The organism is Bacillus cereus group sp. BceL062 (assembly GCF_051780025.1).
Taxonomy (GTDB): domain Bacteria; phylum Bacillota; class Bacilli; order Bacillales; family Bacillaceae_G; genus Bacillus_A; species Bacillus_A toyonensis.
Genome location: NZ_JBPWGY010000014.1, coordinates 153,608 through 176,183, shown reverse-complemented (window position 1 = coordinate 176,183; position 22,576 = coordinate 153,608). Strand labels below are relative to the sequence as shown.

Below are 22,576 nucleotides of genomic sequence, written 5' to 3'. Positions count from 1 at the left end.
ATACGAGAGGAGTTTATAAAACTATGCGCTACGTTATCATAACAGGAACTTCACAAGGTTTAGGGGAGGCAATTGCCGCGCAATTATTAGAAGAAAGCACAACCATCATCTCTATTTCTAGAAGAGAAAATAAAGAGCTTACTAAACTTGCAGAGCAATATAACAGCAATTGTATTTTCCATTCCTTAGATCTTCAAGATGTACATCATTTAGAAACTAACTTTAACGAAATCATTTCATCCATTAAAGAAGACAATGTATCTTCTATTCATTTAATTAATAATGCGGGTACAGTTGCACCAATGAAGCCGATTGAAAAAGCAGAAAGCGAACAATTCATTACGAACGTTCACATTAATTTACTTGCCCCTATGATTCTTACATCTATGTTCATGAAACATACGAAAGACTGGAAAGTAGATAAACGCGTTGTAAACATTTCATCTGGTGCAGGAAAAAAACCTTACTTTGGCTGGGGCGCTTATTGTACTACGAAAGCTGGTGTAAATATGTTTACACAATGCGTAGCGACTGAAGAAGAGGAAAAAGAATATCCAGTAAAAATCGTCGCTTTTGCACCTGGTGTTGTGGATACAAATATGCAAGCACAAATTCGTGAAACAAATAAAGAAGACTTCACAAATTTAGACCGATTCATCACACTAAAAGAAGAAGGAAAGCTATTATCACCTGAATATGTGGGAAAAGCTATTCGTAACTTACTAGAAACTGAGAACTTCCCGCAAGGCGAGGTTATTAGAATTGATGAATAATAAAAAGGTGTGCTAAAATAGCACGCCTTTTTATTCTACTTCTCTAAAAATATGAGCACAGACTCCGCAATTTGTTCATAACCAATTTCTTGATAAATTTTATTAGATGTCGGATTGGCTAAATCAGTATATAGTGTAGTCGTCTTGTACCCTTCGTCTAACATACGTTGACTGAGTGCCGCTACACAATTAGATGCGTACCCTTTTTTTCGTGCTTCTTTCGGGGTATAAACGAAATTTACTGTTATATTATTTGTAGTTGGTCTCGTTTTTGCAGCTACAGAAACGAGTTTCCCATCTACTTCTAGACCAAATAGACGATTATTAGTGATTAATGTATGTGCGGTTCGTTCCGCTTCTTCTTTCGTAGTTGGGAGCTTCACATCTTCACAAAATTGATATATCCATTTTTCTATTAATGGCAACTCATCATTAGTTATTTCTCGAAAAATTCCATCCTCGTTCCACTTCTTCTTAATTTGTTGTAATGCATATACACCTTGTTTCATTACAACATTCGTTTTCTTATTTTCTAACACCGCAATCTCTTCAGCTAATTTCTGTACAATTTCCTTATTACCGATCAATCCAGGAATGTCCGGATATACTTTCGATAACTCTTTTGCAAGTTTCACTATATCTACTTCCGAATTTTCAGAAGTTGCAACAATCATTTGTATCTTCTCTTCTGTTTGAAGAAATACAACTGTAATTTCTTCTCCTCGTTTCGCTACCCCCATAAACGTCGGTTCTTGAGCTACTTGTAATATACCTAACATTAAATTATTTTCCTGCTCATTCTTTTCTAAAAATGGTGTAACATCTTCTTTGAAATGAAGAATCTCTTTATATACGTGTAATTGAATCATCGACAATCTCTTCTCTCCATTTATATTTTAATTAAGTATTGGCGATTAATTCATTAAATCCTTCTTTTACGATTCGATAATATTTGAAACTAATATGTTCAAATTATATTCAGCTCGTAATATTCTCCGTTTTTCCGTTTCAAATCGCTCTTCTTCATTTTGAAATGACTCTTTACGCTTTTGAATCATTCGTTCCATCTCTTTTTTACTCGGTCCTCCGTATACATTTCTTTTTTGAATAAAAGCTTCTGGCGATATAATTTCTTTCCACTCTTTTTCTAATAAATGTATTTTAAATTTTTCTTGTAAGTATATATTTACATCTTTGAAATGTAATTCATGAAGCTCCTTTTTCTGCACCAATGACATATTAGCAATCGTACTTGCTGCATGATGAGCATGTCGAAATGGAATTTTATAGTTTTTTGTTAAAACATCTGCAAAATCAGTTATCGTTATTGCATGTTTATAGGAACGACTTTTTAACGTTTCTTCTTCTACTTTCATCGTTCGAATGACTGCATTCATAATCGAAAATACGCGAATCGTCTTTTCGATTCCTTTATATAAATACGGCTGTAAGTCATCTTCCGTATCGACAATATCCCCAAATGGTGTATTATGAATCATTTGAAATACTGTAAACGCTTCTCCTAAAGCGCTACTCGTAATAGCACGAGCATGCTCAATTGAAACTGGATTTCTTTTTTGTGGCATAATACTACTAATTTGCACATATGGCTTCGCAACAGTAATACCATCATATTCTTTCGTCGCTAATAATAAGAAGTCATGAATCCATCTACTCGTATTTGTCATCATTATCATAAGTAACGAGCTAACATCTAATAAATAATCCGCTCCAGCGACAGCATCATATGAGTTCTCAATTACATTTGTAAACCCAAGTAAATGAGAAACTCGTTCTCGTTTAATCGGAAAACTTGTTGTTGAAAGTGCAGCTGCCCCCATCGGAGACTGATTTAAAATTTGGTACGTTTTTTTCATTCGTTCTAAGTCTCTTTGCATCGTATCATAAATTGCTAACATATAATGACCAAACGTTGTTGGCTGTGCTGGTTGTGTATGTGTATAAGCTGGCATAACTGTTCCCTTATGATCATCAGCAAGTTGCAATATACTTTCTTGCAATAATAAATGGTGTTCCATTAATCGTAATACATATCGTCTTAAGCTCATACGATACATCGTTACTCCCATATCATTTCTACTTCGACCGATATGCATATTACTTACAAAATCACACTTTGCTTCCTGAGAAATTAAATGTTCAACTAAAAAAAAGAGATCTTCATGTTGTTCTGTATATCGCAATTGATCTTTGGGCATTCCTTCTACCTTTTTTAGTGCTTTTAATATAACTGTAGCTTCTTCTTTTTTTATTAAACTTTCTTCAGTCAGCATCATAATATGCGCTTTATGCACTTGAAACATATCTTTTAATAAGTAGTTATGCTGAAAATTAAATACATGTTGTAATACACAATCCACATATGTTTTCCCAGGGAAATCAGCGCCTTCATTCTTTATAAATTCTTCTTTACTCTGTTTCATCACCTTTTCCCCTTTCACCTAAGTATTACTACCCATCATACCCAGAGATAGTAAAAAAGTGCTTATACATAAAGTGAAACTTTAATTAGCCCTTACCAATCGGCCTTTTACAGGCAGTTGTACTCCCACCTAACTCTCTCGCATTCGCCCAATTTTGAGATGGGAGTCTTACTGTCCACAAATAGCGGGACAAAAATAAACTCGGTGCTTTATGCACCGAGTTTATTTAATAAAAGTCGCATCATACTTATCACTTTGCAACACTTGGAAATGTAAATTTGCTAAATGTTTACGTATTTCTGCACTGTCATCTTCATTTAAATTATTCGCTAAAAATACAATTTCTGTACAGTTCCCGCGCTTATCCATAGCATAAACCGCTTTTGTAACCGTCCATGGCGTATACCCATTCTTTTGTCCTGCGTGTCTGAATGTTTTACGATATTTCTTGGCACTCATATCTGTTTCAACGATACTTGCCCACACTTTTTCTTCAGCTTCTGTCAGGCCACCTTTATGGTTTGCCTTTTGCAGCAATACCATATAATCGTTTGCGGACGCAGCTGGTAATCTATCTGACCAAATTTTATCATAACGTTCCTCTAAATAAAGAGGAATTTCTTTCTGTAATAATGACCCCTTCTTTTTTAAGCGCTCATGAATAATCATCGCATATTCACGATATTGCTCTTGAGTCATTTCTTTTAATTTTTTCTCTATTTTATATTTTGGAACATGTAATTCTTTATGCAAATATCCCGGGATATATAAAGATGAAACAATCGGAAATAGTGGTTGATGTGCAGGGAGCGATAAACTTTGTAAATTTCGATTAATGTTATCTAATCCTAACACTTCCATTAAATATTCCGCATTAGCATTCGAACTAAACTTAACCATTCCTCTTGCCACGTCTTCTAAAGTAACGGCTCCTTCAGTTATCTTGCCTGTCTTCTCCAAATACCTTTGCCATCTATCTTGTGCACCACCATCTGTATTCGGTACATAATATCGATTGACATCATTAATTGAAACGAAACTAGCCGGGTCAATTTTCCCTTCTGTAACTTGTTTCGTATATTCAAGCGCCACAATTAATTTCATCGTACTAGCAACTGGTAATACAACATTTGGATTTACAGAATAAACAACTTTATCATTTCTCTTTACTAGAAGCGCACTATTTTTTTCATCTTTATGTTCTTCAATAAAAGATGCGATATACTGTGCATCATCATTATTTGAACTCCACACTTTTTTCACTAAAAAGTTACCCGATATTACCAAAACGAAAATACCCACAATCATTGCGCATACTATAGTTTTTTTCAAGTAAAATTCCTCTCCTATTGTGCAACTCTTCTCTCTTTATCTAAAAAAACAAAATAATGGAGATGGTTATTTAAGTAACCATCTCCATTATTTTAACTTGTATTCTCCTATTATGTCTACGTCATAATTTTCACGAAATCTTCGAGAAATTTTTTATAATGTAACGACCAACCAATTCGAACCCAATTTTTTAAGGCTTTTGAGTCAGGTTGTGGACGGAAATCAGCAATACTTTCGCCCTTTGCAATTCCAACAGTATCTACATCGACACGGCGATACACATAATCTAAAAGGGACGGATTCGCCGCGACCATCATTGTGACAACGTCATGTACTGGACTTCCTGTTATTTTCGGGTTCAACTTTTTATAGGCTTTATAATAATACGTAAAAATCGGTTCAATTAACTTATTAAAACTCGTTTTAGAATGTTTCGTAATATATTTTACCATCTCTGGCGTTATAATTGCCTCGGATGTAACATTAAGCGGAACTAATGTTACATTCTTCGCATTTTGCATAACTAACTGTGACGCAATCGGATCGCCATGAAAATTCGCCTCCGCCACTGGTGTAACATTGCCAGGCATTAAAAAAGCACCGCCCATTATATAATATTCTTTTACATATTTCATCATCGGCTTTTCTAAAATAAACGCTGTCGCTAATGTCGTTGACCTACCGGCATCGACTATTATTAATTCTCCTTTATACTTTTCAAGAATATCAAAAAATGCACAAAAAGGTTTTATATTTGGTGAAAAAGCTTTCGGAGGCTTAATTGGCCCTAAACCGTCTGCTCCATGGATTTCTGGATAATACGTTGTAACATCTCCAGATAAAGGAATTTTCGCACCATTAATAACAGGTATATCTTCCCGTCCTGCCATTTGCAATAAATACGCAGCATTACTTGTTGCCTTTTCTTGCGTTACATTTCCATATCCGGTTACAACACCAACAATATCAATATCAGGATGCATAATTCCATACATGATGGCTAAAGAGTCATCAATTCCCGGGTCTCCCAAAAATAACACTTTTTTCATCGACCTCAACTCCATCCCCTCAGTTGTTATTAATTTATGAATAGCCCTACATATACAGAATAAAAAAGATGAATTTTATAAAAAAAACGCAGTCCTATACGGACTACGTTCTTCATCTAGCCTATGCTGTTTTTTTCCACAGCAATCATACTTCCCACTATGTAAGCGATAAACGCAAAGCAAATTGGGAAGACAACTGTATGTATACCGAACGGATTTGGGTAGAAAAGATGAATACACATATATGAGCCTACCCCAACTAAAATGGAAGCGAGCGCTCCAGTTGCATTCCCTTTTCTCCAATATAACCCTAAGACGATCGGCCAAATGAATGCTGCTTCTAATCCACCGAAAGAAAATAAATTTAACCATATTAAAAAATCTGGCGGTTTAATCGCCGCTGCATAAACGAGCAGTCCTACAATACCCGTAATCCACAAACTTCCTTTTTTTATCGTACTGTCTGCTGCATCTTTATTTATGTAATTTACATATATATCTTTAATAATCGATGAACTTACAAGTAACAATAGCGAATTTACTGTAGACATAATCGCTGCCATTGGTGCCGCTAAGAAAACGCCAGCTAGCCAAGGCGGCAACACTTCCATCGCTAGTAGCGGCATGACTTTATCTGGTACCGTTATACCAGGAAGTACTACTCGTGCAAATACACCCGTTAAATGCATCCCGATCATAATTGTACCAACGACAACCGTTCCAATGATTAGAGCTTGATGCATAGCTTTTGAATTTTTATAAGACATAGCACGCACACTAATTTGTGGTAAACCGACAACGCCAATTCCAATTAAAATCCAAAACGATGTAACATATGATTTCGTTAAACTACCATCTGCTCCGAATGGTGTAATTAAATTCGGATTGATTTGAACAAGTTCCTGCATAATCTTTTCAATTCCACCACCAGCAATAACAGTAGCAACTAAAATGATTGTCGTTCCAACTAACATAATGATACCTAATAACGTATCTGATAACGCAACTGCGCGGAACCCACCAATTAATACATACACAAGTACAGAAAAAGTAAATAAAAATAGTGCTGTTGTATAAGATAGACCTGTTAGCGACTCAATTAATCGTCCACCGCCGACCCACTGGGCTACTGTTGCTGAAAATAAAAAGATAATAATACATAACGCCGAAAGTATAACAACCGCTTTATTATTGTATCTTCCTTTTAAATAATCGATAAGCGTAATTGCTTCCATCTTCCTAGCAATAATTGCAAACTTTTTACCGATAACCGTTAAAACGATATACCCTGTTACAACTTGAATCGCAGATAATAATACCCATCCAAGTCCCATATTGTAAGCAATACCAGGGCCACCAATGAAACTACTTGCACTACCGTACGTAGCAATCATTGTCATCGCTAATAATAAACCGCCAAGCTCACGTCCACCAAGAAAATATTCTTGCAAAAATTTATTATGAGCAGTCGCTTGTACGCGTCTTGAAGCATATATACCAATTAAAAATACAACGATAAACGAAATTATCATTGGAATGATTACATACCAATTCATCTATTATTCCTCACTTTTTTCTTCCTCATCGAGTGAAATATCTTGAAATACAAAACGAACAACTAAACTAAGCAAAATAACCATTACGACAAATCCAACAATACAACTATAAAAAAACCATGCTGGAAAACCGAATACATATGTATATTCACTTGGATTTTTACTACCAAGCCCATAAGCAAATCCGTACCATATTATAAAATTGATAATAGCAAGTCCAAGACCAATTAACGCTTCTCTATGGGCAATTCGAAAGCGTGGATCATCATGATAATTCTTCATTTTCTCCCTCCTCTCACGATGTATTATTGTACCATTGTTCTTCTAGTTTTTCCTACTAGAAAGCAAAAACAAGCAGGATTTTTTATAATTATATAGAAGACTCTCTTACATTACATATTTTTTACAATTGTAACACAAATGAAATTTGAATTTTCAGTAATTGTTAATTATGATTTTAATTAGAGGCTTTCCATCTAGTTCCTACATCCTTGATTTCGGAATAAACGCCGTCTCGTACTGCGTTTACATTATATTTTCAAGGGGGTTATACAATGAGTCAACTAGCTGTAAATCTTCATGAAAAGGTAGAAAAGTTTCTTCAAGGCACGAAAAAGTTATATGTGAATGGATCTTTCGTTGAAAGCGCTTCTGGTAAAACGTTTAAAACGCCTAACCCTGCAACTGGCGAAACGCTTGCCATCGTTTCTGAAGCTGGTCGCGAAGATATTCATAAAGCTGTAGTCGCAGCTCGCATGGCTTTTGACGAAGGTCCTTGGTCTCGCATGAGCACTGCTGAACGAAGCCGCCTTATGTACAAGCTTGCCGATTTAATGGAAGAACATAAAGAAGAGCTTGCACAGCTCGAAACGTTAGATAACGGAAAGCCAATCCGTGAAACAATGGCAGCAGACATACCACTTGCAATTGAGCATATGCGCTATTATGCTGGCTGGGCGACGAAAATCGTTGGTCAAACAATTCCTGTTTCCGGTGATTACTTTAACTATACACGCCATGAAGCTGTTGGTGTTGTTGGTCAAATTATCCCTTGGAACTTCCCGCTTCTTATGGCAATGTGGAAAATGGGAGCGGCGCTTGCTACAGGATGTACAATCGTTTTAAAACCTGCAGAACAAACTCCACTATCCGCTCTATACTTAGCTGAATTAATTGAAGAAGCTGGATTCCCGAAAGGTGTTATTAATATCGTTCCTGGATTCGGTGAATCAGCTGGACAAGCTCTCGTTAATCATCCACTCGTTGATAAAATTGCATTTACTGGTTCTACTCCAGTTGGCAAACAAATTATGAGACAAGCATCCGAATCATTAAAACGTGTTACTTTAGAACTTGGTGGTAAATCACCAAATATTATTTTACCAGACGCCGACTTATCTCGCGCTATTCCTGGTGCACTTTCTGGTGTTATGTTTAACCAAGGACAAGTATGCTCTGCTGGATCACGCTTATTTATTCCGAAGAAAATGTATGATAATGTCATGGCTGATCTCGTCCTTTATTCTAAAAAATTAAATCAAGGTGCTGGTCTAAGTCCAGAAACTACAATCGGTCCTCTCGTTTCCGAAGAACAACAAAAACGTGTAATGAGCTTCATTGAAAAAGGGATTGAAGAAGGCGCTGAAGTACTTTGCGGAGGAAGTAATCCATTTGATCAAGGCTACTTCGTTTCTCCTACAGTATTCGCCGACGTCAATGATGAGATGACAATCGCAAAAGAAGAAATTTTCGGTCCAGTTATTTCTGCAATACCGTTTAACGATATTGATGAAGTAATTGAACGTGCGAATAAATCACAATTTGGCTTGGCAGCTGGTGTATGGACAGAAAATGTTAAGACAGCACACTATGTTGCAAGTAAAGTACGCGCAGGTACAGTATGGGTAAACTGTTATAACGTCTTTGATGCAGCATCTCCATTTGGAGGATTTAAACAATCTGGTCTTGGCCGTGAAATGGGATCTTACGCATTAAATAACTATACAGAAGTGAAGAGCGTTTGGTTAAACTTAAATTAAATCGAAAGAACCTGATCCACTCGGTCAGGTTCTTTTCATTATGTATTCCTTTAAACTTGCAGCCCTCCGCTCACATTTAATACTTCTCCTGTAATATAGGATGCGTATTCTGACGCTAAAAAGGCCGCCGCGTTCGCAATATCTTCTGGCGTTCCAATTCTACCAACCGGAATCGCTCCAACCATTTTTTCTTTTACTTTATCCGGTATTGTTTTTGTCATATCCGTATCCATAAATCCTGGACAAATTGCATTACAAGTAATACCGAAGCTTCCAACTTCTTTCGCTGCTGTTTTCGTTAGACCGACAACGCCAGCTTTCGTTGCCGCATAATTTGCTTGTCCAATATTCCCTTCTCTACTTATTGAAGAAATATTAATAATGCGCCCATATTGTTGTTGTCTCATATAAAGAAGAGCTGGCTGCATACAATAAAAAACGCCAGTTAAGTTTACTTGTAATACTTGTTCCCAAGCTGATTTCTCCATCTTATGTAACATTGCATCTTTTGTAATTCCAGCGTTATTTACTAAAATATGCAGTGTCCCAAATTTTTGAACTGCATACTCAATTAATGATTTCGCTTCATTTTGATTACTTACATCACATCGATATAAGCTTACTTCATATCCTTCGTCCGATAATTCACGTGTCGTTTTTTGTAGTTTTTCTTCATTTACATCACTAATTAAAACTTTAGCCCCAAGCCTGGCAAAAACTCGTGCAATTTCTTTTCCAATTCCTTGGGCGCCACCTGTTACAACAGCTGTTTTCCCATTTAAAAATTCCATCCCTATCCCCCATTTCTATTACTTATACTGTATATTTCGGCTTTTTGCTTTCCAAATCCTCTTTGTATAAAAAAGTCTATTTGTGTCAAACTAACTTTGCAACGTCGCATAAAGTGAAACTTTAATCAGTGGGAAGTTTGTTCATCCCCCACTGATTATCAGCCCTCACCAATCGGGCAGTTACGGGCAGTTAATCTCCCACCTAGCTTCTTTGTTCCATCTGAATTTTGAGGTGGGAGTTTTACTACCCGTTATGCGGGATAAAGTGCAAGGAGATTGTGTCGAATGAACAAAAAAAATTTCAAACAAAGCAAAGCCACTGATGGTATTGATGTTGAGTTCTCTCGTGAACTCGCTGACCACAATGACTTAGAAGCAAACGCACGTGCAAATGCCGCTGATGCACGTCAAAAACGCCAGTCATCAGAAAAATAAGGGTAAATCATAACCTTATTCTTTTCAACAGGGACCTACTACCCAACAAAATAAACCGAGAAACATCTCTCGGTTTATTTTTTGTATTTCTTTGCATAATGCGCCAAAGTAAGTAACGGATATATATGAGCGTAGCTATGGTAATGAATATAAAACCCACCTGGTAAAGCTGTTCCAGTAGGATATTTCTCATTTACATAAGGATTCGCAAGCAAATATGAAATACCTTTTCGAATAGCTGGTGTTTCTTTATCATAGTAAGAAATAAGAGCATCTAAAGCCCATGCTGTTTGCGATGGTGTACTAAATGGTAAAGTAGCAAATCGTTTTTCCACACTACTTTGACAAGATTCTCCCCAGCCACCATCTTCATGCTGTATATGTTCAAGCCATAAAGTTGCTCGTTTTAAAGAAGGGTGAGCAGAAGTAATTCCTAACGCCCGTAAGCCAGTCATCACTGCCCATGTACCATATATATAACAAATGCCCCATTTTCCATACCACGATCCATTTTCCTCCTGTTCATTCATTAACCAGTTGATTGCACTTTGTTTTTGTTTCTCGGGCAATTCATTTTGCGTATATGTCCCGAAAAACTCTAACACTCTGCCTGTAATATCTGGTGTAGAAGGATCCGTAATCATATCGCTTGCATTTTCGATTGGTAAATTCGCTAATAACTTGCTTGTCACGCCTTTTTCAAATGCTCCCCAACCACCATCATTATTTTGTAATCCTTTAATCCAATTCGTCCCTTTCTTCCAAGCATCATCCACATTTCCGTTCCCTCTACTTTGTGCCAATGCTCTTAACACAGCTGTTGTATCATCAACATCAGGAACTGTCGTATTCACATCAGAAAAACCCCAACCGCCCGGAATAAGCGCCGGCGCATGCACACTCCAATCAGCTTTTTTCTTATGTTGTTTTTTTAATAAATACGCTGACGCATTTTGAATCATTTTACTTTCTTTCGAAACACGAGCCTCTTGCAACGCATAACTAAGTAATGCTGTATCCCATACAGTTGACGGGGAATTTTGTAAATGGTTCCCTCTTTCCATCTTCCATATATAAGATGTTATCCCCGTTATAGCCTTTTGAATCATTGGCGATTGAATAGAATGTCCTAGCGCAAGTAAAGCATAAATCATATAAAACGAAGCACTTGCGTAACTATATAACGTTCCATTCTCATCGATACGCTCTTTCATAAAACGTTCTACTTCCTCATTTCCTTTATGATGTAAGGAAAGCGGATAAGATATAATTTGTTTCACATTACCTAATAATGTTTGAAACATTGGAGATCGGCCCTCCCGAAACCATTCTCCGCCCCCGCCCGCAATATGATTTAAATTAGGTAGTAACTTTTTCCCTACACGAAACCTTTTATTTAAACACAACATCATCGGAATTAAATGGATACGTGCCGAACTACTTAATTCAAATATACTGAGGGGGGAATCATTTTGCAGAAACATAATCGGTGTTGGCAAATGAAAGAGCGAAGGATATTCATACTCTCCATGAATTGCTAATAAAAACTTCGTCATAAAATGAGCACGCGCCACTCCCCCACGTTCTGTAATAAACATTTCCGCTCGCTTCATATTCGCATCTTCTTTTGTATACTTTTTCGAAGCAAGTAGGGCAGCATAAGATTGAATGGTAGCAGATAAATTGCCCCCCATTTCATCATCATACAATTTCCATGTCCCTTCATTCGTTTGGAGTGAAGCTAATCTTTTTACAAACGGTTCTACCTCTTTATCTCTACCTAATAATTTTAATAAAAAAATCATATGGCAATCAGTTAATGGTGCTCCTTCAAAACAGAATCTCCACGTACCATCTTGCCTTTGCATCGTTTGAAGTGCAGTTGTCCTTCTCGCTATTTCTTCATGCACTTTTTCATATAATAACAAGGCATTCACCTACCCTTTCGAAATCCGTATAACGATATTCAAAAAAGCAACCGAATATGTGTAAAAACAAAGAAAAGCAGAACACATATTATGTTCTGCTCATAAACAATATCCCACTCCGACAATAACCCCTAATAAAGCACCGACTACTACTTCATACGGTGTATGTCCGACAAGCTCATTTAACTTCTTATATTCTGTTTGTTTACCATGAAAAAATTCATTCAATATTTTCGCTTGTTTACTTACCGCAAGCCTTACTCCTGAAGCGTCATACATAACAATGATTGCAAAGATTGCAGCCACTGCAAATATGGTACTTTCCACACCTTCCACAACTCCAACACCTGTCGCAAGCGCTGTAACAGTTGAAGCATGAGAACTTGGCATCCCACCTGAAGCAAAAAATTTTGCAAAATCAAATTCACCCGTTTTAACTAATTTAAAGACTACTTTTGTTAACTGTGCTATAAACCACGAAATTACAGCAGCCATCAGCGGATCATTATGTAAAATTGTTTCCATGTTCTCAGCTCCCTACTAGCTATAATGGAAATTCTATATAGTATCAGTATAAAGAAAAATGCGTAGAAAATACTACGCATTATGATACTTTTGCTGATTTATTTTTTATAAATTTCGGTTGTTTCTGCACTAAAAACTTTGTCTTCGCTATTGAAAATACAAATAAAGCAACCCATATACAGAAAAATGCCATCATATGAGTAGATGTAAAATGTTCACCAAATACAAATACACCTAAAATTAAACTAATCGTTGGCGCAATATATTGTAAAAAGCCTACCATATAAAGCGGAATAAGTTGTGCTCCTTTTGCAAAATAAAATAGTGGTAGCGCTGTAACAATACCTGCTCCTATTAAAAGTAACGTCGATAGCATTGAAATAGCTCCAAATGAACCGAAACCATGTACCCCTGTCATAACGAGATAAATGAGCGCAAACGGCGTCACTAACATCGTTTCCATCGTAAGCCCAATCGTCGCATCATAGTTTAACAATTTTTTCGTTAATCCGTATAATCCAAATGAAAAGGCAAGTGATAAAGAAACCCATGGAATGGATCCAAAACGTATTGTTAAAATGATAACCCCTACTCCAGCTAAACCTACTGCAACATATTGCCAAAAGTTTAACTTTTCCTTTAATACGACTGTACCAAGTAAAATACTAATAAGTGGATTAATATAATACCCAAGACTCGCTTCAATGACATGATTATGATTAACGGCCCATATGTAGACAAACCAGTTCCCACTAATCAAAATTGAAGCAATTGTTAATGACATTAATAATTTAGGTCGTTTAAAAAGATTCACAAACTCCCCAACAAACTGACGAAATCTCTTCGTAACAGCTAATACGATTAACATAAAAACGAACGCCCAAACAATGCGGTGTGCTAATATTTCATCTGCTGGAACTTCCTCAACCCATTTCCAATAAATCGGTAGGATTCCCCACATCGTATAAGCACCAGCCGCATATATAATCCCTTTTTTTTGCTGTGCTGATTGACTCCCCATCTTCCTTTTTCTCCTCTTCTCATTTTTTCTCCATTATACGGTTTCATATGCTCACTTTACCAATAATCAATCTGTAATTCTTTCGACATTTCTCATATAGCGAAAAATAAACATACCGTTATTACAACAAGTAACGGTATGCCGAAAACAAATTTCTTTTTATGCGTTTTATGGTGAAACATATACATACCGATCCAAGCTCCAACAGCTCCTCCAGCTGCCGCTGATAAAAACAACGTGCTTTCTGGCGTTCTCCACTGTTTCTTCTTTGCTTTTCGTTTATCAAGCCCCATAAGGCTAAAAGCTATAACATTAATAATAATAAAATAAATCCATTTCATCGCTTTCTCTCCCTATGAAAAATTCGCTTAATGGTAACATGAAAAAACGATAGAAACAACTGAAGAACACTTTTTAGCAAACTAGTTCTATTCCTTTATTTTAATTGATCATGTTTACATTTATATAACCAATATAAAGCGCGATTACAGCTATTAAAAAGAAAGATGTTATGAACAGAACTTTATATTTCACTTCCATCACCCACCACAACCACATCATCAAAAAAACTTCTCTCAATCTCTTTCTCATCAAAATGAAGAACAACAATTAACCCTACATATAAAGAAACGAAATTCAAAAACCATTCCCCATTATCATCTTGCTTAGCTAAACATTTAAATATCTCTTGAAATTGCATACGTTCATCAGAAGCAACGATCGGACGCACACCAAAATATTTCAACACAAGATTTAACTTAAGATTTATAGATAAAGACAAACTATATTTTAAGAGCTCTGTATAATTTGTAACATTTTTTTCGCTATACAGTTTCACAAGCATTTGATGTAAAGTAGGAATCGATAATTCTATGTCAGTCACTTTTGTTGTTTCTATCGTTTCAATCATCTTTTTCATATCCATCACATGCACCCCTTCTGAAAAAACTTTAAAGCCAGAGAGTATTTAATTCATAATGTGCAATAATTGTGCATTTCTCTTCTCTCGTTCTTCTTCACTGACTAAGTCATACTTTTTTAATACATGAAAGATGTCGTTTAATATTTCCTGCGAATGTTTATTTTGCAAAAATCCATTCAAATCTTTGAAAAGAATTTCAGATAAAAAACCCTTTTGACTTTCAAGCTTATTCATTACATCTTCAATAGAATGATCAATATTACATGCCATATTAAACTTCCTCCTCTATCCTCTATAAATAATATCTTCTGCTAATGCAGTAAATACTTCTCCAACGAGAGAGTCTTCATCATATACAGATGAATCGTTATTTTCTTCACGTTTTGCAAAAGGTATTTGTGCAATTACTTCTGTTTGCAATTGTTCTGCTAACATTTCGCCGCCCCCTTTTCCGAAGAGATAATTTTTTGATCCATCTTGCTCTTCGTAATAAGCCATATTTTCCACAATTCCTACAATCTCGTGTTTTGTATGTTTTGCCATTACGCCTACTCTAGAAGCTACAAATGAAGCTACATTGTGCGGCGTTGTAACGATAATTTCTTTCGCTTGTGGGATCATCGCTGCAACATCAATGGCAACATCTCCTGTACCAGGTGGTAAATCGAGAAGTAAATAATCTAAATCTCCCCAGTGTGTATTCGCAAGGAAGTTTTGAATCCATTTATTTAACATCGGTCCACGCCACATGACTGGATTATTTCCTTCTGTAAAAAATCCCATTGACATAATTTTAACACCGTGACTAACGACTGGAATTGCTGTTTGATCAATCATTGTTGGTTTTTGATTCGTTTCCATCATAGCCGGAATGCTAAAACCATATATGTCTGCATCTAAAATCCCAACCTTTTTACCCATTCTAGCTAAGGCAGTAGCAAGATTAATTGTCACCGTTGATTTTCCGACTCCGCCTTTCCCACTCGTTACAGTAATAAAATGTACACCTGAATCATGACGGAGCATGCTTGGCATACCTGTTTCTGTTCTACTATTTTTCTTTAATTTTTCTGTTAGCATAGCTCTTTCTTCTTGTGTCATCGAACCAAATGTTACATCCACTTTAGATGCACCAATTGCGTGAAGGGACTCTTCCACATCTTGTTGAATTTTCGCTTTTAACGGACAACCTTGAATGGTTAACACTACTTCAAGCTTAACCTCTGTTCCATGTATTTGTACATTTCTAACCATATTTAATTCCACAACACTTTTGTGTAACTCTGGATCCTCTACATGTTGTAATGCGTTCATTATTTGTTCTTGCGTAAGCATAGAGCTCATCCCTTCTCTTATTCTAATTTATATATAGCATCTTCTTATTACTTCAACTGATGAAAGTTTCCATTTATTTTTTAATGTCTTTAATAGTCATCGTTGCGAGAAAGCATTATTATCCCCCACTTACAGGCGGGATTAATGCGACGATATCTCCAGCTTTTATCATCTCTTCATTCGTTACAAACTCTTCATTAATTGCAACCATTACTGTATCCAAAGATTGCAAATGATAACTATCTTTCAACCATTCATTTAATTGTCCAACAGTCATTTCTTTTTTTTCTGAAATTATTAATTGATCCGATCCGACTTCCTCACGCAAATTTGCAAACAGTAAAATTGTAATCATTTTCTCATTCTTCCTTCTTCGGTTTTCCTTCTGGATATGATGTATTTTCAAGTTGATCTCCAATCCACATCGTTCCATCTTCCCAAAATTCTTTTTTCCAAATTGGAACGATGCGTTTTATGCGTTCAATCGCGTACTCATTCGCTTCATAAGCTACTTTACGATGCGGTGATGAAACTGCAATAACTACCGCAATATCCATTATTTCCAGCCGCCCTACACGGTGCGTAATGGCTACTTGTGCGTCCGGCCATTTCCCGTTAATTTCCTCACCAATTCTTGTAAGTTGTTTTACTGCCATCGGTTTATATGCTTCATACTTTAAATGTAGCGTTCGTTTTCCTTTTGTTAATTCTCTCACCGTACCAATAAATGTTGTAATCGCACCCGCTTCTCTTCTTGCGACTTTATTCGTTACTTCTTCCACTAAAATTGGTTTTTCTACAATCTGAAATAGTGATTGCCCCATTAGAAACACCTCTCTTATAAAATGTCCAAGGCCATTCACTACCTTCGTTATCTTCTAATAAAAGAACATCGACAAACATTTCTTTTTTATATCCTCTTGTCCCGCCTGGCAATACGATAAAAGCGTTCGATTCTGCTAATGAAGAAACCGAGCTAGACTTATCAAATCCTGATGGATATGCAATTAATTGCCCTTCATTACATGTCAGTTTTGCTCGTACAAATCTTGTAAATGGATTTGGTTTCAGAAAATATTTTCCTAATAATGCTTTTTCTCTTTTCAAATACGCTTTTTCACTAAACATATACGCACGAATACATGGCCTTACAAACAACTCAAATCCTACATAACATGCTGATGGATTTCCTGATAAACCAAATAATAGCTTGCCATTTAATTGTGCTACAGTCGTTACACTTCCTGGTCGCATTGCAACCTTATTGAAAAGAACGGATGCACCTAACCTTTCATATATAGCTGGTAAATAATCGTAATCTCCTACTGATACACCGCCCGTTGTAATGAGCATATCTACTTGACTTAACGCATCTTTCACAGCTGTAAAACACGTATCAAAATCATCACTAAACTTCCCAAAGTATTTTACTCTTCCGCCCACTCTTCGAATTTGAGACAGTATCATGTACGTATTACTATTTCGAATTTTCCCTGGCTCTAACGACTCATTTACATCAAGTAATTCACTACCAGTCGCTAATAGTCCAATTACTGGCTTTTTCGCAACTGGCACTTCACTATAACCGAATGTAGCAAGAAGAGCTGAAATACCTGGATTAATGTACGATCCTTTCTTTGCAAGAACCGTTCCTTTACGAGCATCTTCACCTTGAAAAGAAATATTATCACCCGTTTTGAATGAGCGTTTCACTTCCATATAATCGTTCCCATTATCCTCATATTGACGAGTCAGTTCTAACATAACAACCGCATCACAACCATTTGGAATTTGTGCTCCTGTCATAATTCGAACTGCTTGAAACGAACCTACTTTCTCATCGAATAGTGATCCTGCGCCAATTTCACCAACTACTTTAAATACAATTGGCGTTTCATAACTCGCTAAATTCGTATCTTCTGCTCTAATAGCAAACCCATCATACGGTGAACGATTGAATGAAGGTACGTCATGATCAGCTACTAAATCCTCCGCTAATATACGTCCGTAAGCTAATTCAATAGGTAGTAGCTCTTTTAAACCATTGTTAGCAAATTCCATCACTTTTCGAATAGCTTCTGCAACCGTAATTGGCACTCTTCTTTCCATTATTGACAACCCTTTCTATTAACCGAATAAGCGATAATATAGTTGTTTCGCTTTTGGAATTTCGTTTGTACCATGAATGAACACACGACCATCTTGAAAAATAACGACGCGATAATCCTCTAATTGACAAGATAGTAAATATGGATTCCGCTCTACTTTCCCAAGTTTTTTTAATACTTTTTCTACGTCATCAAAATTGTATTGCCTATTTTCTACTGATCTTATTTGAACTGTATTTCTTCCGCATAAAACAGCTACCTTCGTTTGGTTTTCGTATGATAAATAAGGATAAGCTCGATTTAAACCGCACGATGGACAATTGTCCGTTTTTATTTTTCCTAGTTTTATAAAATGATTTTGATTACTCCATATATCAAACATGAAAAACGTCTTTCTAATTACTGAGTAATCTTCCACTAAAATTTTGAGTGCTTCTGCCACTTGATATGCCGCAACGATTTGAACAGCTGGACTAATAATCCCAGCCGTGTCGCACGTCACACCTATAACGGGAACATTCTTCAGTACACAATGTAAACACGGCATTTTTTGCGGAATAATCGTATAACTCATACCGTACGATCCAACACAAGATCCATATACCCACGGAATATTATGTTTTTGTGATAAATCATTTATGATAAATCGAATATCAAAATTATCTGTAGCATCAATGATTACATCGACATTTTCTAATAGCCCTTCCATGTTTTCTACACTTGCATCCATTATGAAAGCATGTATTTGTACTTCTGAATTAATTTGTTCCAACCGTTTTTTAGCAGCAATTGCTTTCGGGATTTTCCCTCTTGCATCTTCTTCAGAGTAAAGTTGTTGTCTTTGTAAATTACTCCACTCTACGTAATCACGATCAATAATTGTCAACTTACCAATACCTGCACGCACGAGACTTTCTGCACTTGTACTTCCTAATGCACCTGCTCCTACAATTAACACATGCTTATTCCGAATTTTTTCTTGCCCTTTACTCCCGATTGGTTTGAACAACTGTTGCCGAGAATACCGCTCCTCCATTGCATACCCTTCCTTTCAAGAAATCTATTTCACATTAGAGTCTTGTTTTTGATAACAAGCAAAGTAAGCAAACCCTACAAATCCAGCTCCTCCAATGACATTTCCGATAAAAACAGGAACAAAGTTTTTAGCAAGGTCCAGCCACGTCAGATGACCTGCAAAAATAACCGCTGATATGACAAACATATTTGCTACTACTTGTTGAAATCCAATCACTACAAATGCCATAATTGGAATCCAAATCCCAATTATCTTTCCGACAAAATCACTCGTCCCGTAAGCGAGCCAAAGCGCAAGACAAACGAGCCAATTACAACCAATCGCCAAAATTAAAGTTCTCCCAAACGATTCTTGTAACTTCCCTTCCGCTATCGCTAACGTTTTATTTAAATAATCTCCCTCTGTTAATCCGCCAAGATGTCCAAAGCAATACGCAACGAAAATTGCACCAACAAAGTTCATTACAGTAATCCAAGCCCAATTATTCAGTACACTTATCAATGTAATTTTCTTTGCATAAAGCGCCATAGACAGTGACATCATATTTCCTGTAATCAATTCTCCTCCTGCTAACACTACGAGCATAAGCCCAATAGGAAACACTGCTCCTCCTAAAACATTCACTAAACTTCCCCAATGCTCCGGCAAATTACCTAAAACTCGAATGTTAAGTAAAAATCCTAATGATATAAATGCTCCTCCTAAAAAACCGAGAATAAGCATTGCTGGCAGCGTCTGGCTTACTTTTTGAACACCGGCCTCGATTACGAGTTCAGCAATTTGTTCCGGTTTATGAAATGCCATTACCAATTCCTCCATTTTCTCCAAATAAAAAAGCAGCTTCAAAAAACCTCCTCAAAATAAAGGTTTTTGAATGCTGCTTAATGTCTCTGCACATCTTTTACAGAGAGATCAATCATCACTTTTACTATGAAATAGACAGTCCACATCTCTTGCACACTTTCCATTTTCCACTATTATGTCAGCCTTATATATTAACCACCGATATGTGACATTTCAATTTTAGGCATTGTTTTCTTATTAGTATGACTTAAGCGTTCGTCTGAATATCGATTTTCTCGATTATTCCAAATGTCGTGAATTACAGCTGTAATTTCCTCATCCGTATCCCCCGATCGAAGCAATGCTCTCAAATCATTTCCTTTAGAAGCAAATAAACAAGTATACAATTTTCCTTCTGCAGAAATGCGAGCTCTCGTACATGATGAGCAGAAAGAATCAGTTACAGATGAAATAATACCTATTTCCTCATCACTGCCTATATAACGGTACCTAGTTGCTACTTCACCTGGATAATTTGCTTCTATCCGTTCTAACGGCATAACCTCACGAATTGTATTTACTATTTCTTGTTTGGAAATAACTTCACCTAACTCCCAACCGTTATAATTTCCAACGTCCATATACTCAATAAAACGAAGAATATGCTTATTTTCCTTAAAGTATTGCGCCATCTGCAAGATGTCCTGTTCGTTTTTCCCCTTTTGAACGACCATGTTTATTTTAATTTTCATACCCACTTCAGCCGCAGCCTGTATACCCTCAAGAACCCTTTGCACTTTGCTTCTATTACCATTTAAATAGAAAAAGCGCTCTTCTTCTAAGGAATCCAGACTAACTGTCACACGTGATAACCCCGCTTTATATAAATCAGGTGCAAACTTTTTAAGTAACGATCCATTTGTTGTTAAACCGATATCCTCCACACCATCTATTTTATTAAGCCGCTCAATAAGCTCTGGAAGCCCTCTTCGAAGTAACGGCTCTCCGCCTGTAATCCGTAACTTTCTCACACCTAAAGAAACGAAAATACGTGTTATCCTTTCAATCTCATCAAAAGATAAAATTTTATCATTAGACAAAAACGAATAATCAGGACCAAATATTTCTTCTGGCATACAATATCGACAGCGAAAATTACAGCGATCAGTAACTGAAATACGTAAATCCTTTAACGGACGATGCAATTTGTCTAATGTAATTGATTTCATCTTCCTTGCCTCACTTTTACTTATTTTATATTTAAAACACGTTCTGGATGCGTATATATATTTAAAGACTGATTACGAATAAACCCTATCGTAGTAATCCCTAACTCTTCCGCTAACTGCAAAGCTAATTCAGTTGGCGCTGATTTTGACAGTATAATTTCACAGCCGATTTTTGCAACTTTCAATAATATTTCTGAAGAAATACGACCACTAAAAACAATGATTTTATCTTTTATAGAAATATTATTTTTTAAACAATAACCGTAAATTTTATCTAGCGCATTATGCCTACCAATATCCATTCGGCCTAAAATAATACCATTTACATCACATAAAGCTGCGTTATGCACTCCGCCAGTATGTCGAAATGTATCCGCAGATTGCTGCATTTCATTCATTAAATGAAAACAATCTTCGACAGCAACCTTTACATGGACACCATTCATTTTCTTTACGCTTAGTGCATCATTTGCAAAAACAAACCCTTGCCTACTCATACCACAGCACGAAGTAATATAACGTTTATTTTGCATTTGTTCGTAATACGGGTTTATTTTTGTTGTCGTTACATGTACAAATCCTTCTTTCTCCTGTACCCATATGTCATCAATATCTTCATACTTCCGAATGATTCCTTCAGATGCTAAGAAGCCTATTACCATATCTTCTATATATTCTGGAGTACTAACCATTGTAACAAACTCCTGTCCGTTCATTTTAATTGTGACTGGAAACTCTGTTACAATGCTGTCCTCTATATGCTTAAACACCCCTTGTTCATAACGGAAAACTTCTCTTTCTACCTGTATCGGTTTCACGATCAGTATCCTTCTCTCACGTTATATTTTTATCAAAAACAAATACCGAAACAGCAATATCTTCTTCTACTTTCATATCTGAAAATAAGTTCACTAATTTCGCTCCAACAAGTTCCTCCAAATGTTCACGAGAATTCGCAGCGTAAACTTCTTGGATCATTTTCGTTCTAGCCATATGAACCATTTCCGCGCCATCCATCGTACTTGAAATGAATTTCTCTGTAGGTGTTAAGTTCCCATACAGTGTTGCAATCGCCATATTTTCAGCAAATACAGTATGAATTCGTTCTGGTCCTTTTCCGAATAGTTCCTTTCGGAGTTTTCTTATCATATCATTAAATTCATGTACCTTTTTCATCATAAAATCATACCTCCTAAAAGCCTCATTTTACTTTATTATATATTTTACCAAAATGATCTTTTCGCCCAAACTATTTCGTACAAATATTTGG

25 protein-coding genes are annotated in these 22,576 nt (G+C 36.3%); 3 read left to right on the top strand and 22 right to left on the bottom strand.

All coding sequences use genetic code 11. From position 1 onward, the window contains the following. Positions 1 to 23: 23 nt before the first annotated feature. Positions 24 to 773 carry a (S)-benzoin forming benzil reductase gene (locus ACS2MN_RS26450; RefSeq protein WP_001271042.1) on the top strand — a complete coding sequence of 250 codons (750 nt, stop codon included), beginning with the start codon at positions 24 to 26 and terminating at the stop codon, positions 771 to 773. A 35-nt stretch (positions 774 to 808) separates the two neighbouring features. Here the strand turns inward: ACS2MN_RS26450 and ACS2MN_RS26445 are convergent, their stop codons facing one another. The 6 genes from ACS2MN_RS26445 to ACS2MN_RS26420 all read right to left on the bottom strand — a co-directional run bounded on the left by ACS2MN_RS26445 (position 809) and on the right by ACS2MN_RS26420 (position 7,436). Next, complete coding sequence (locus ACS2MN_RS26445) at positions 809 to 1,648, bottom strand: GNAT family N-acetyltransferase (RefSeq protein WP_140158426.1); 840 nt, start codon at positions 1,646 to 1,648, stop codon at positions 809 to 811. Positions 1,649 to 1,708: 60 nt separating this feature from the next. Then, on the bottom strand, positions 1,709 to 3,217 hold the full coding sequence (gene argH, locus ACS2MN_RS26440; RefSeq protein ID WP_087950577.1) for an argininosuccinate lyase: 1,509 nt from the start codon (positions 3,215 to 3,217) through the stop codon (positions 1,709 to 1,711). Between the two features lie 222 nt (positions 3,218 to 3,439). Beyond that, positions 3,440 to 4,549, bottom strand: a complete 1,110-nt coding sequence (locus ACS2MN_RS26435; RefSeq protein WP_000751346.1) for a serine hydrolase — start codon at positions 4,547 to 4,549, stop codon at positions 3,440 to 3,442. 116 nt (positions 4,550 to 4,665) lie between these two features. Continuing rightward, positions 4,666 to 5,598, bottom strand: coding sequence for a nucleoside hydrolase (locus ACS2MN_RS26430; RefSeq protein ID WP_000756436.1), 933 nt, complete (start codon positions 5,596 to 5,598; stop codon positions 4,666 to 4,668). 116 nt (positions 5,599 to 5,714) lie between these two features. After that, positions 5,715 to 7,154, bottom strand: coding sequence for a sodium/pantothenate symporter (gene panF / locus ACS2MN_RS26425; RefSeq protein ID WP_001104809.1), 1,440 nt, complete (start codon positions 7,152 to 7,154; stop codon positions 5,715 to 5,717). Positions 7,155 to 7,157: 3 nt separating this feature from the next. Further along, positions 7,158 to 7,436, bottom strand: coding sequence for a YhdT family protein (locus ACS2MN_RS26420; RefSeq protein ID WP_000800723.1), 279 nt, complete (start codon positions 7,434 to 7,436; stop codon positions 7,158 to 7,160). A gap of 272 nt (positions 7,437 to 7,708) precedes the next feature. On the opposite strand from ACS2MN_RS26420, the gene dhaS reads away from it, so the two are divergent. Then, positions 7,709 to 9,193 (top strand): aldehyde dehydrogenase DhaS, encoded by a 1,485-nt coding sequence (gene dhaS / locus ACS2MN_RS26415; protein WP_087950578.1) that lies wholly within the window; start codon positions 7,709 to 7,711, stop codon positions 9,191 to 9,193. Between the two features lie 50 nt (positions 9,194 to 9,243). On the opposite strand, the gene fabG is transcribed toward dhaS, so the two are convergent. After that, positions 9,244 to 9,984, bottom strand: a complete 741-nt coding sequence (gene fabG / locus ACS2MN_RS26410) for a 3-oxoacyl-ACP reductase FabG (RefSeq protein WP_000395047.1) — start codon at positions 9,982 to 9,984, stop codon at positions 9,244 to 9,246. A gap of 285 nt (positions 9,985 to 10,269) precedes the next feature. Here fabG and ACS2MN_RS26405 point away from each other — a divergent pair, with 285 nt between their 5' ends. Then, positions 10,270 to 10,419, top strand: a complete 150-nt coding sequence (locus ACS2MN_RS26405; protein ID WP_001035814.1) for a YfhD family protein — start codon at positions 10,270 to 10,272, stop codon at positions 10,417 to 10,419. Between the two features lie 74 nt (positions 10,420 to 10,493). On the opposite strand, the gene ACS2MN_RS26400 is transcribed toward ACS2MN_RS26405, so the two are convergent. From ACS2MN_RS26400 to ACS2MN_RS26330, 15 genes are all read right to left on the bottom strand, one after another. Further along, on the bottom strand, positions 10,494 to 12,347 hold the full coding sequence (locus tag ACS2MN_RS26400; RefSeq protein WP_000928158.1) for a terpene cyclase/mutase family protein: 1,854 nt from the start codon (positions 12,345 to 12,347) through the stop codon (positions 10,494 to 10,496). Between the two features lie 99 nt (positions 12,348 to 12,446). Then, positions 12,447 to 12,872, bottom strand: coding sequence for a divergent PAP2 family protein (locus ACS2MN_RS26395; RefSeq protein WP_000447810.1), 426 nt, complete (start codon positions 12,870 to 12,872; stop codon positions 12,447 to 12,449). A gap of 79 nt (positions 12,873 to 12,951) precedes the next feature. Continuing rightward, complete coding sequence (rarD, locus tag ACS2MN_RS26390) at positions 12,952 to 13,893, bottom strand: EamA family transporter RarD (RefSeq protein ID WP_000535548.1); 942 nt, start codon at positions 13,891 to 13,893, stop codon at positions 12,952 to 12,954. Positions 13,894 to 13,985: 92 nt separating this feature from the next. Then, entirely contained in the window at positions 13,986 to 14,234 is a 249-nt protein-coding gene (locus ACS2MN_RS26385; protein ID WP_000871326.1) for a DUF1294 domain-containing protein, read from the bottom strand. A 182-nt stretch (positions 14,235 to 14,416) separates the two neighbouring features. Next, positions 14,417 to 14,818 (bottom strand): hypothetical protein, encoded by a 402-nt coding sequence (locus ACS2MN_RS26380; RefSeq protein WP_088055889.1) that lies wholly within the window; start codon positions 14,816 to 14,818, stop codon positions 14,417 to 14,419. A 42-nt stretch (positions 14,819 to 14,860) separates the two neighbouring features. Next, positions 14,861 to 15,085: a hypothetical protein gene (locus tag ACS2MN_RS26375; protein WP_000752371.1), complete on the bottom strand. Its 225-nt coding sequence runs from the start codon at positions 15,083 to 15,085 to the stop codon at positions 14,861 to 14,863. Positions 15,086 to 15,100: 15 nt separating this feature from the next. Beyond that, positions 15,101 to 16,150, bottom strand: coding sequence for a P-loop NTPase (locus ACS2MN_RS26370; protein ID WP_098099626.1), 1,050 nt, complete (start codon positions 16,148 to 16,150; stop codon positions 15,101 to 15,103). A gap of 118 nt (positions 16,151 to 16,268) precedes the next feature. Then, positions 16,269 to 16,505 carry a molybdopterin converting factor subunit 1 gene (gene moaD, locus ACS2MN_RS26365; protein ID WP_000628491.1) on the bottom strand — a complete coding sequence of 79 codons (237 nt, stop codon included), beginning with the start codon at positions 16,503 to 16,505 and terminating at the stop codon, positions 16,269 to 16,271. Between the two features lie 4 nt (positions 16,506 to 16,509). After that, on the bottom strand, positions 16,510 to 16,974 hold the full coding sequence (locus ACS2MN_RS26360; RefSeq protein ID WP_000531614.1) for a molybdenum cofactor biosynthesis protein MoaE: 465 nt from the start codon (positions 16,972 to 16,974) through the stop codon (positions 16,510 to 16,512). Next, positions 16,913 to 18,259 (bottom strand): molybdopterin molybdotransferase MoeA, encoded by a 1,347-nt coding sequence (locus ACS2MN_RS26355; protein ID WP_438894798.1) that lies wholly within the window; start codon positions 18,257 to 18,259, stop codon positions 16,913 to 16,915. The genes ACS2MN_RS26360 and ACS2MN_RS26355 overlap by 62 nt, the downstream gene beginning before the upstream one ends. Before the next feature lie 18 nt (positions 18,260 to 18,277). Next, complete coding sequence (locus ACS2MN_RS26350; protein ID WP_087950585.1) at positions 18,278 to 19,294, bottom strand: molybdopterin-synthase adenylyltransferase MoeB; 1,017 nt, start codon at positions 19,292 to 19,294, stop codon at positions 18,278 to 18,280. 24 nt (positions 19,295 to 19,318) lie between these two features. Further along, positions 19,319 to 20,098 (bottom strand): formate/nitrite transporter family protein, encoded by a 780-nt coding sequence (locus ACS2MN_RS26345; RefSeq protein WP_000864000.1) that lies wholly within the window; start codon positions 20,096 to 20,098, stop codon positions 19,319 to 19,321. Between the two features lie 191 nt (positions 20,099 to 20,289). Next, positions 20,290 to 21,306: a GTP 3',8-cyclase MoaA gene (moaA, locus tag ACS2MN_RS26340; RefSeq protein ID WP_000836455.1), complete on the bottom strand. Its 1,017-nt coding sequence runs from the start codon at positions 21,304 to 21,306 to the stop codon at positions 20,290 to 20,292. Between the two features lie 20 nt (positions 21,307 to 21,326). Beyond that, positions 21,327 to 22,124 (bottom strand): formate dehydrogenase accessory sulfurtransferase FdhD, encoded by a 798-nt coding sequence (gene fdhD, locus ACS2MN_RS26335; protein ID WP_087950586.1) that lies wholly within the window; start codon positions 22,122 to 22,124, stop codon positions 21,327 to 21,329. Between the two features lie 16 nt (positions 22,125 to 22,140). Then, complete coding sequence (locus ACS2MN_RS26330; RefSeq protein WP_087950587.1) at positions 22,141 to 22,485, bottom strand: DUF2294 domain-containing protein; 345 nt, start codon at positions 22,483 to 22,485, stop codon at positions 22,141 to 22,143. Positions 22,486 to 22,576: the final 91 nt, after the last annotated feature.

Coding starts and splice junctions, on each gene's coding strand:
- ACS2MN_RS26450 (WP_001271042.1), top strand. CDS start 24: ATGCGCTACGTTATCATAACAGGAACTTCACAAGGTTTAGGGGAGGCA.
- argH (WP_087950577.1), bottom strand. CDS start 3,217: ATGAAACAGAGTAAAGAAGAATTTATAAAGAATGAAGGCGCTGATTTC.
- ACS2MN_RS26430 (WP_000756436.1), bottom strand. CDS start 5,598: ATGAAAAAAGTGTTATTTTTGGGAGACCCGGGAATTGATGACTCTTTA.
- panF (WP_001104809.1), bottom strand. CDS start 7,154: ATGAATTGGTATGTAATCATTCCAATGATAATTTCGTTTATCGTTGTA.
- ACS2MN_RS26420 (WP_000800723.1), bottom strand. CDS start 7,436: ATGAAGAATTATCATGATGATCCACGCTTTCGAATTGCCCATAGAGAA.
- dhaS (WP_087950578.1), top strand. CDS start 7,709: ATGAGTCAACTAGCTGTAAATCTTCATGAAAAGGTAGAAAAGTTTCTT.
- fabG (WP_000395047.1), bottom strand. CDS start 9,984: ATGGAATTTTTAAATGGGAAAACAGCTGTTGTAACAGGTGGCGCCCAA.
- ACS2MN_RS26405 (WP_001035814.1), top strand. CDS start 10,270: ATGAACAAAAAAAATTTCAAACAAAGCAAAGCCACTGATGGTATTGAT.
- ACS2MN_RS26395 (WP_000447810.1), bottom strand. CDS start 12,872: ATGGAAACAATTTTACATAATGATCCGCTGATGGCTGCTGTAATTTCG.
- rarD (WP_000535548.1), bottom strand. CDS start 13,893: ATGGGGAGTCAATCAGCACAGCAAAAAAAAGGGATTATATATGCGGCT.
- ACS2MN_RS26385 (WP_000871326.1), bottom strand. CDS start 14,234: ATGAAATGGATTTATTTTATTATTATTAATGTTATAGCTTTTAGCCTT.
- ACS2MN_RS26380 (WP_088055889.1), bottom strand. CDS start 14,818: ATGGATATGAAAAAGATGATTGAAACGATAGAAACAACAAAAGTGACT.
- ACS2MN_RS26375 (WP_000752371.1), bottom strand. CDS start 15,085: ATGGCATGTAATATTGATCATTCTATTGAAGATGTAATGAATAAGCTT.
- ACS2MN_RS26370 (WP_098099626.1), bottom strand. CDS start 16,150: ATGCTTACGCAAGAACAAATAATGAACGCATTACAACATGTAGAGGAT.
- moaD (WP_000628491.1), bottom strand. CDS start 16,505: ATGATTACAATTTTACTGTTTGCAAATTTGCGTGAGGAAGTCGGATCG.
- ACS2MN_RS26360 (WP_000531614.1), bottom strand. CDS start 16,974: ATGGGGCAATCACTATTTCAGATTGTAGAAAAACCAATTTTAGTGGAA.
- ACS2MN_RS26355 (WP_438894798.1), bottom strand. CDS start 18,259: ATGGAAAGAAGAGTGCCAATTACGGTTGCAGAAGCTATTCGAAAAGTG.
- ACS2MN_RS26350 (WP_087950585.1), bottom strand. CDS start 19,294: ATGGAGGAGCGGTATTCTCGGCAACAGTTGTTCAAACCAATCGGGAGT.
- ACS2MN_RS26345 (WP_000864000.1), bottom strand. CDS start 20,098: ATGGCATTTCATAAACCGGAACAAATTGCTGAACTCGTAATCGAGGCC.
- moaA (WP_000836455.1), bottom strand. CDS start 21,306: ATGAAATCAATTACATTAGACAAATTGCATCGTCCGTTAAAGGATTTA.
- ACS2MN_RS26330 (WP_087950587.1), bottom strand. CDS start 22,485: ATGATGAAAAAGGTACATGAATTTAATGATATGATAAGAAAACTCCGA.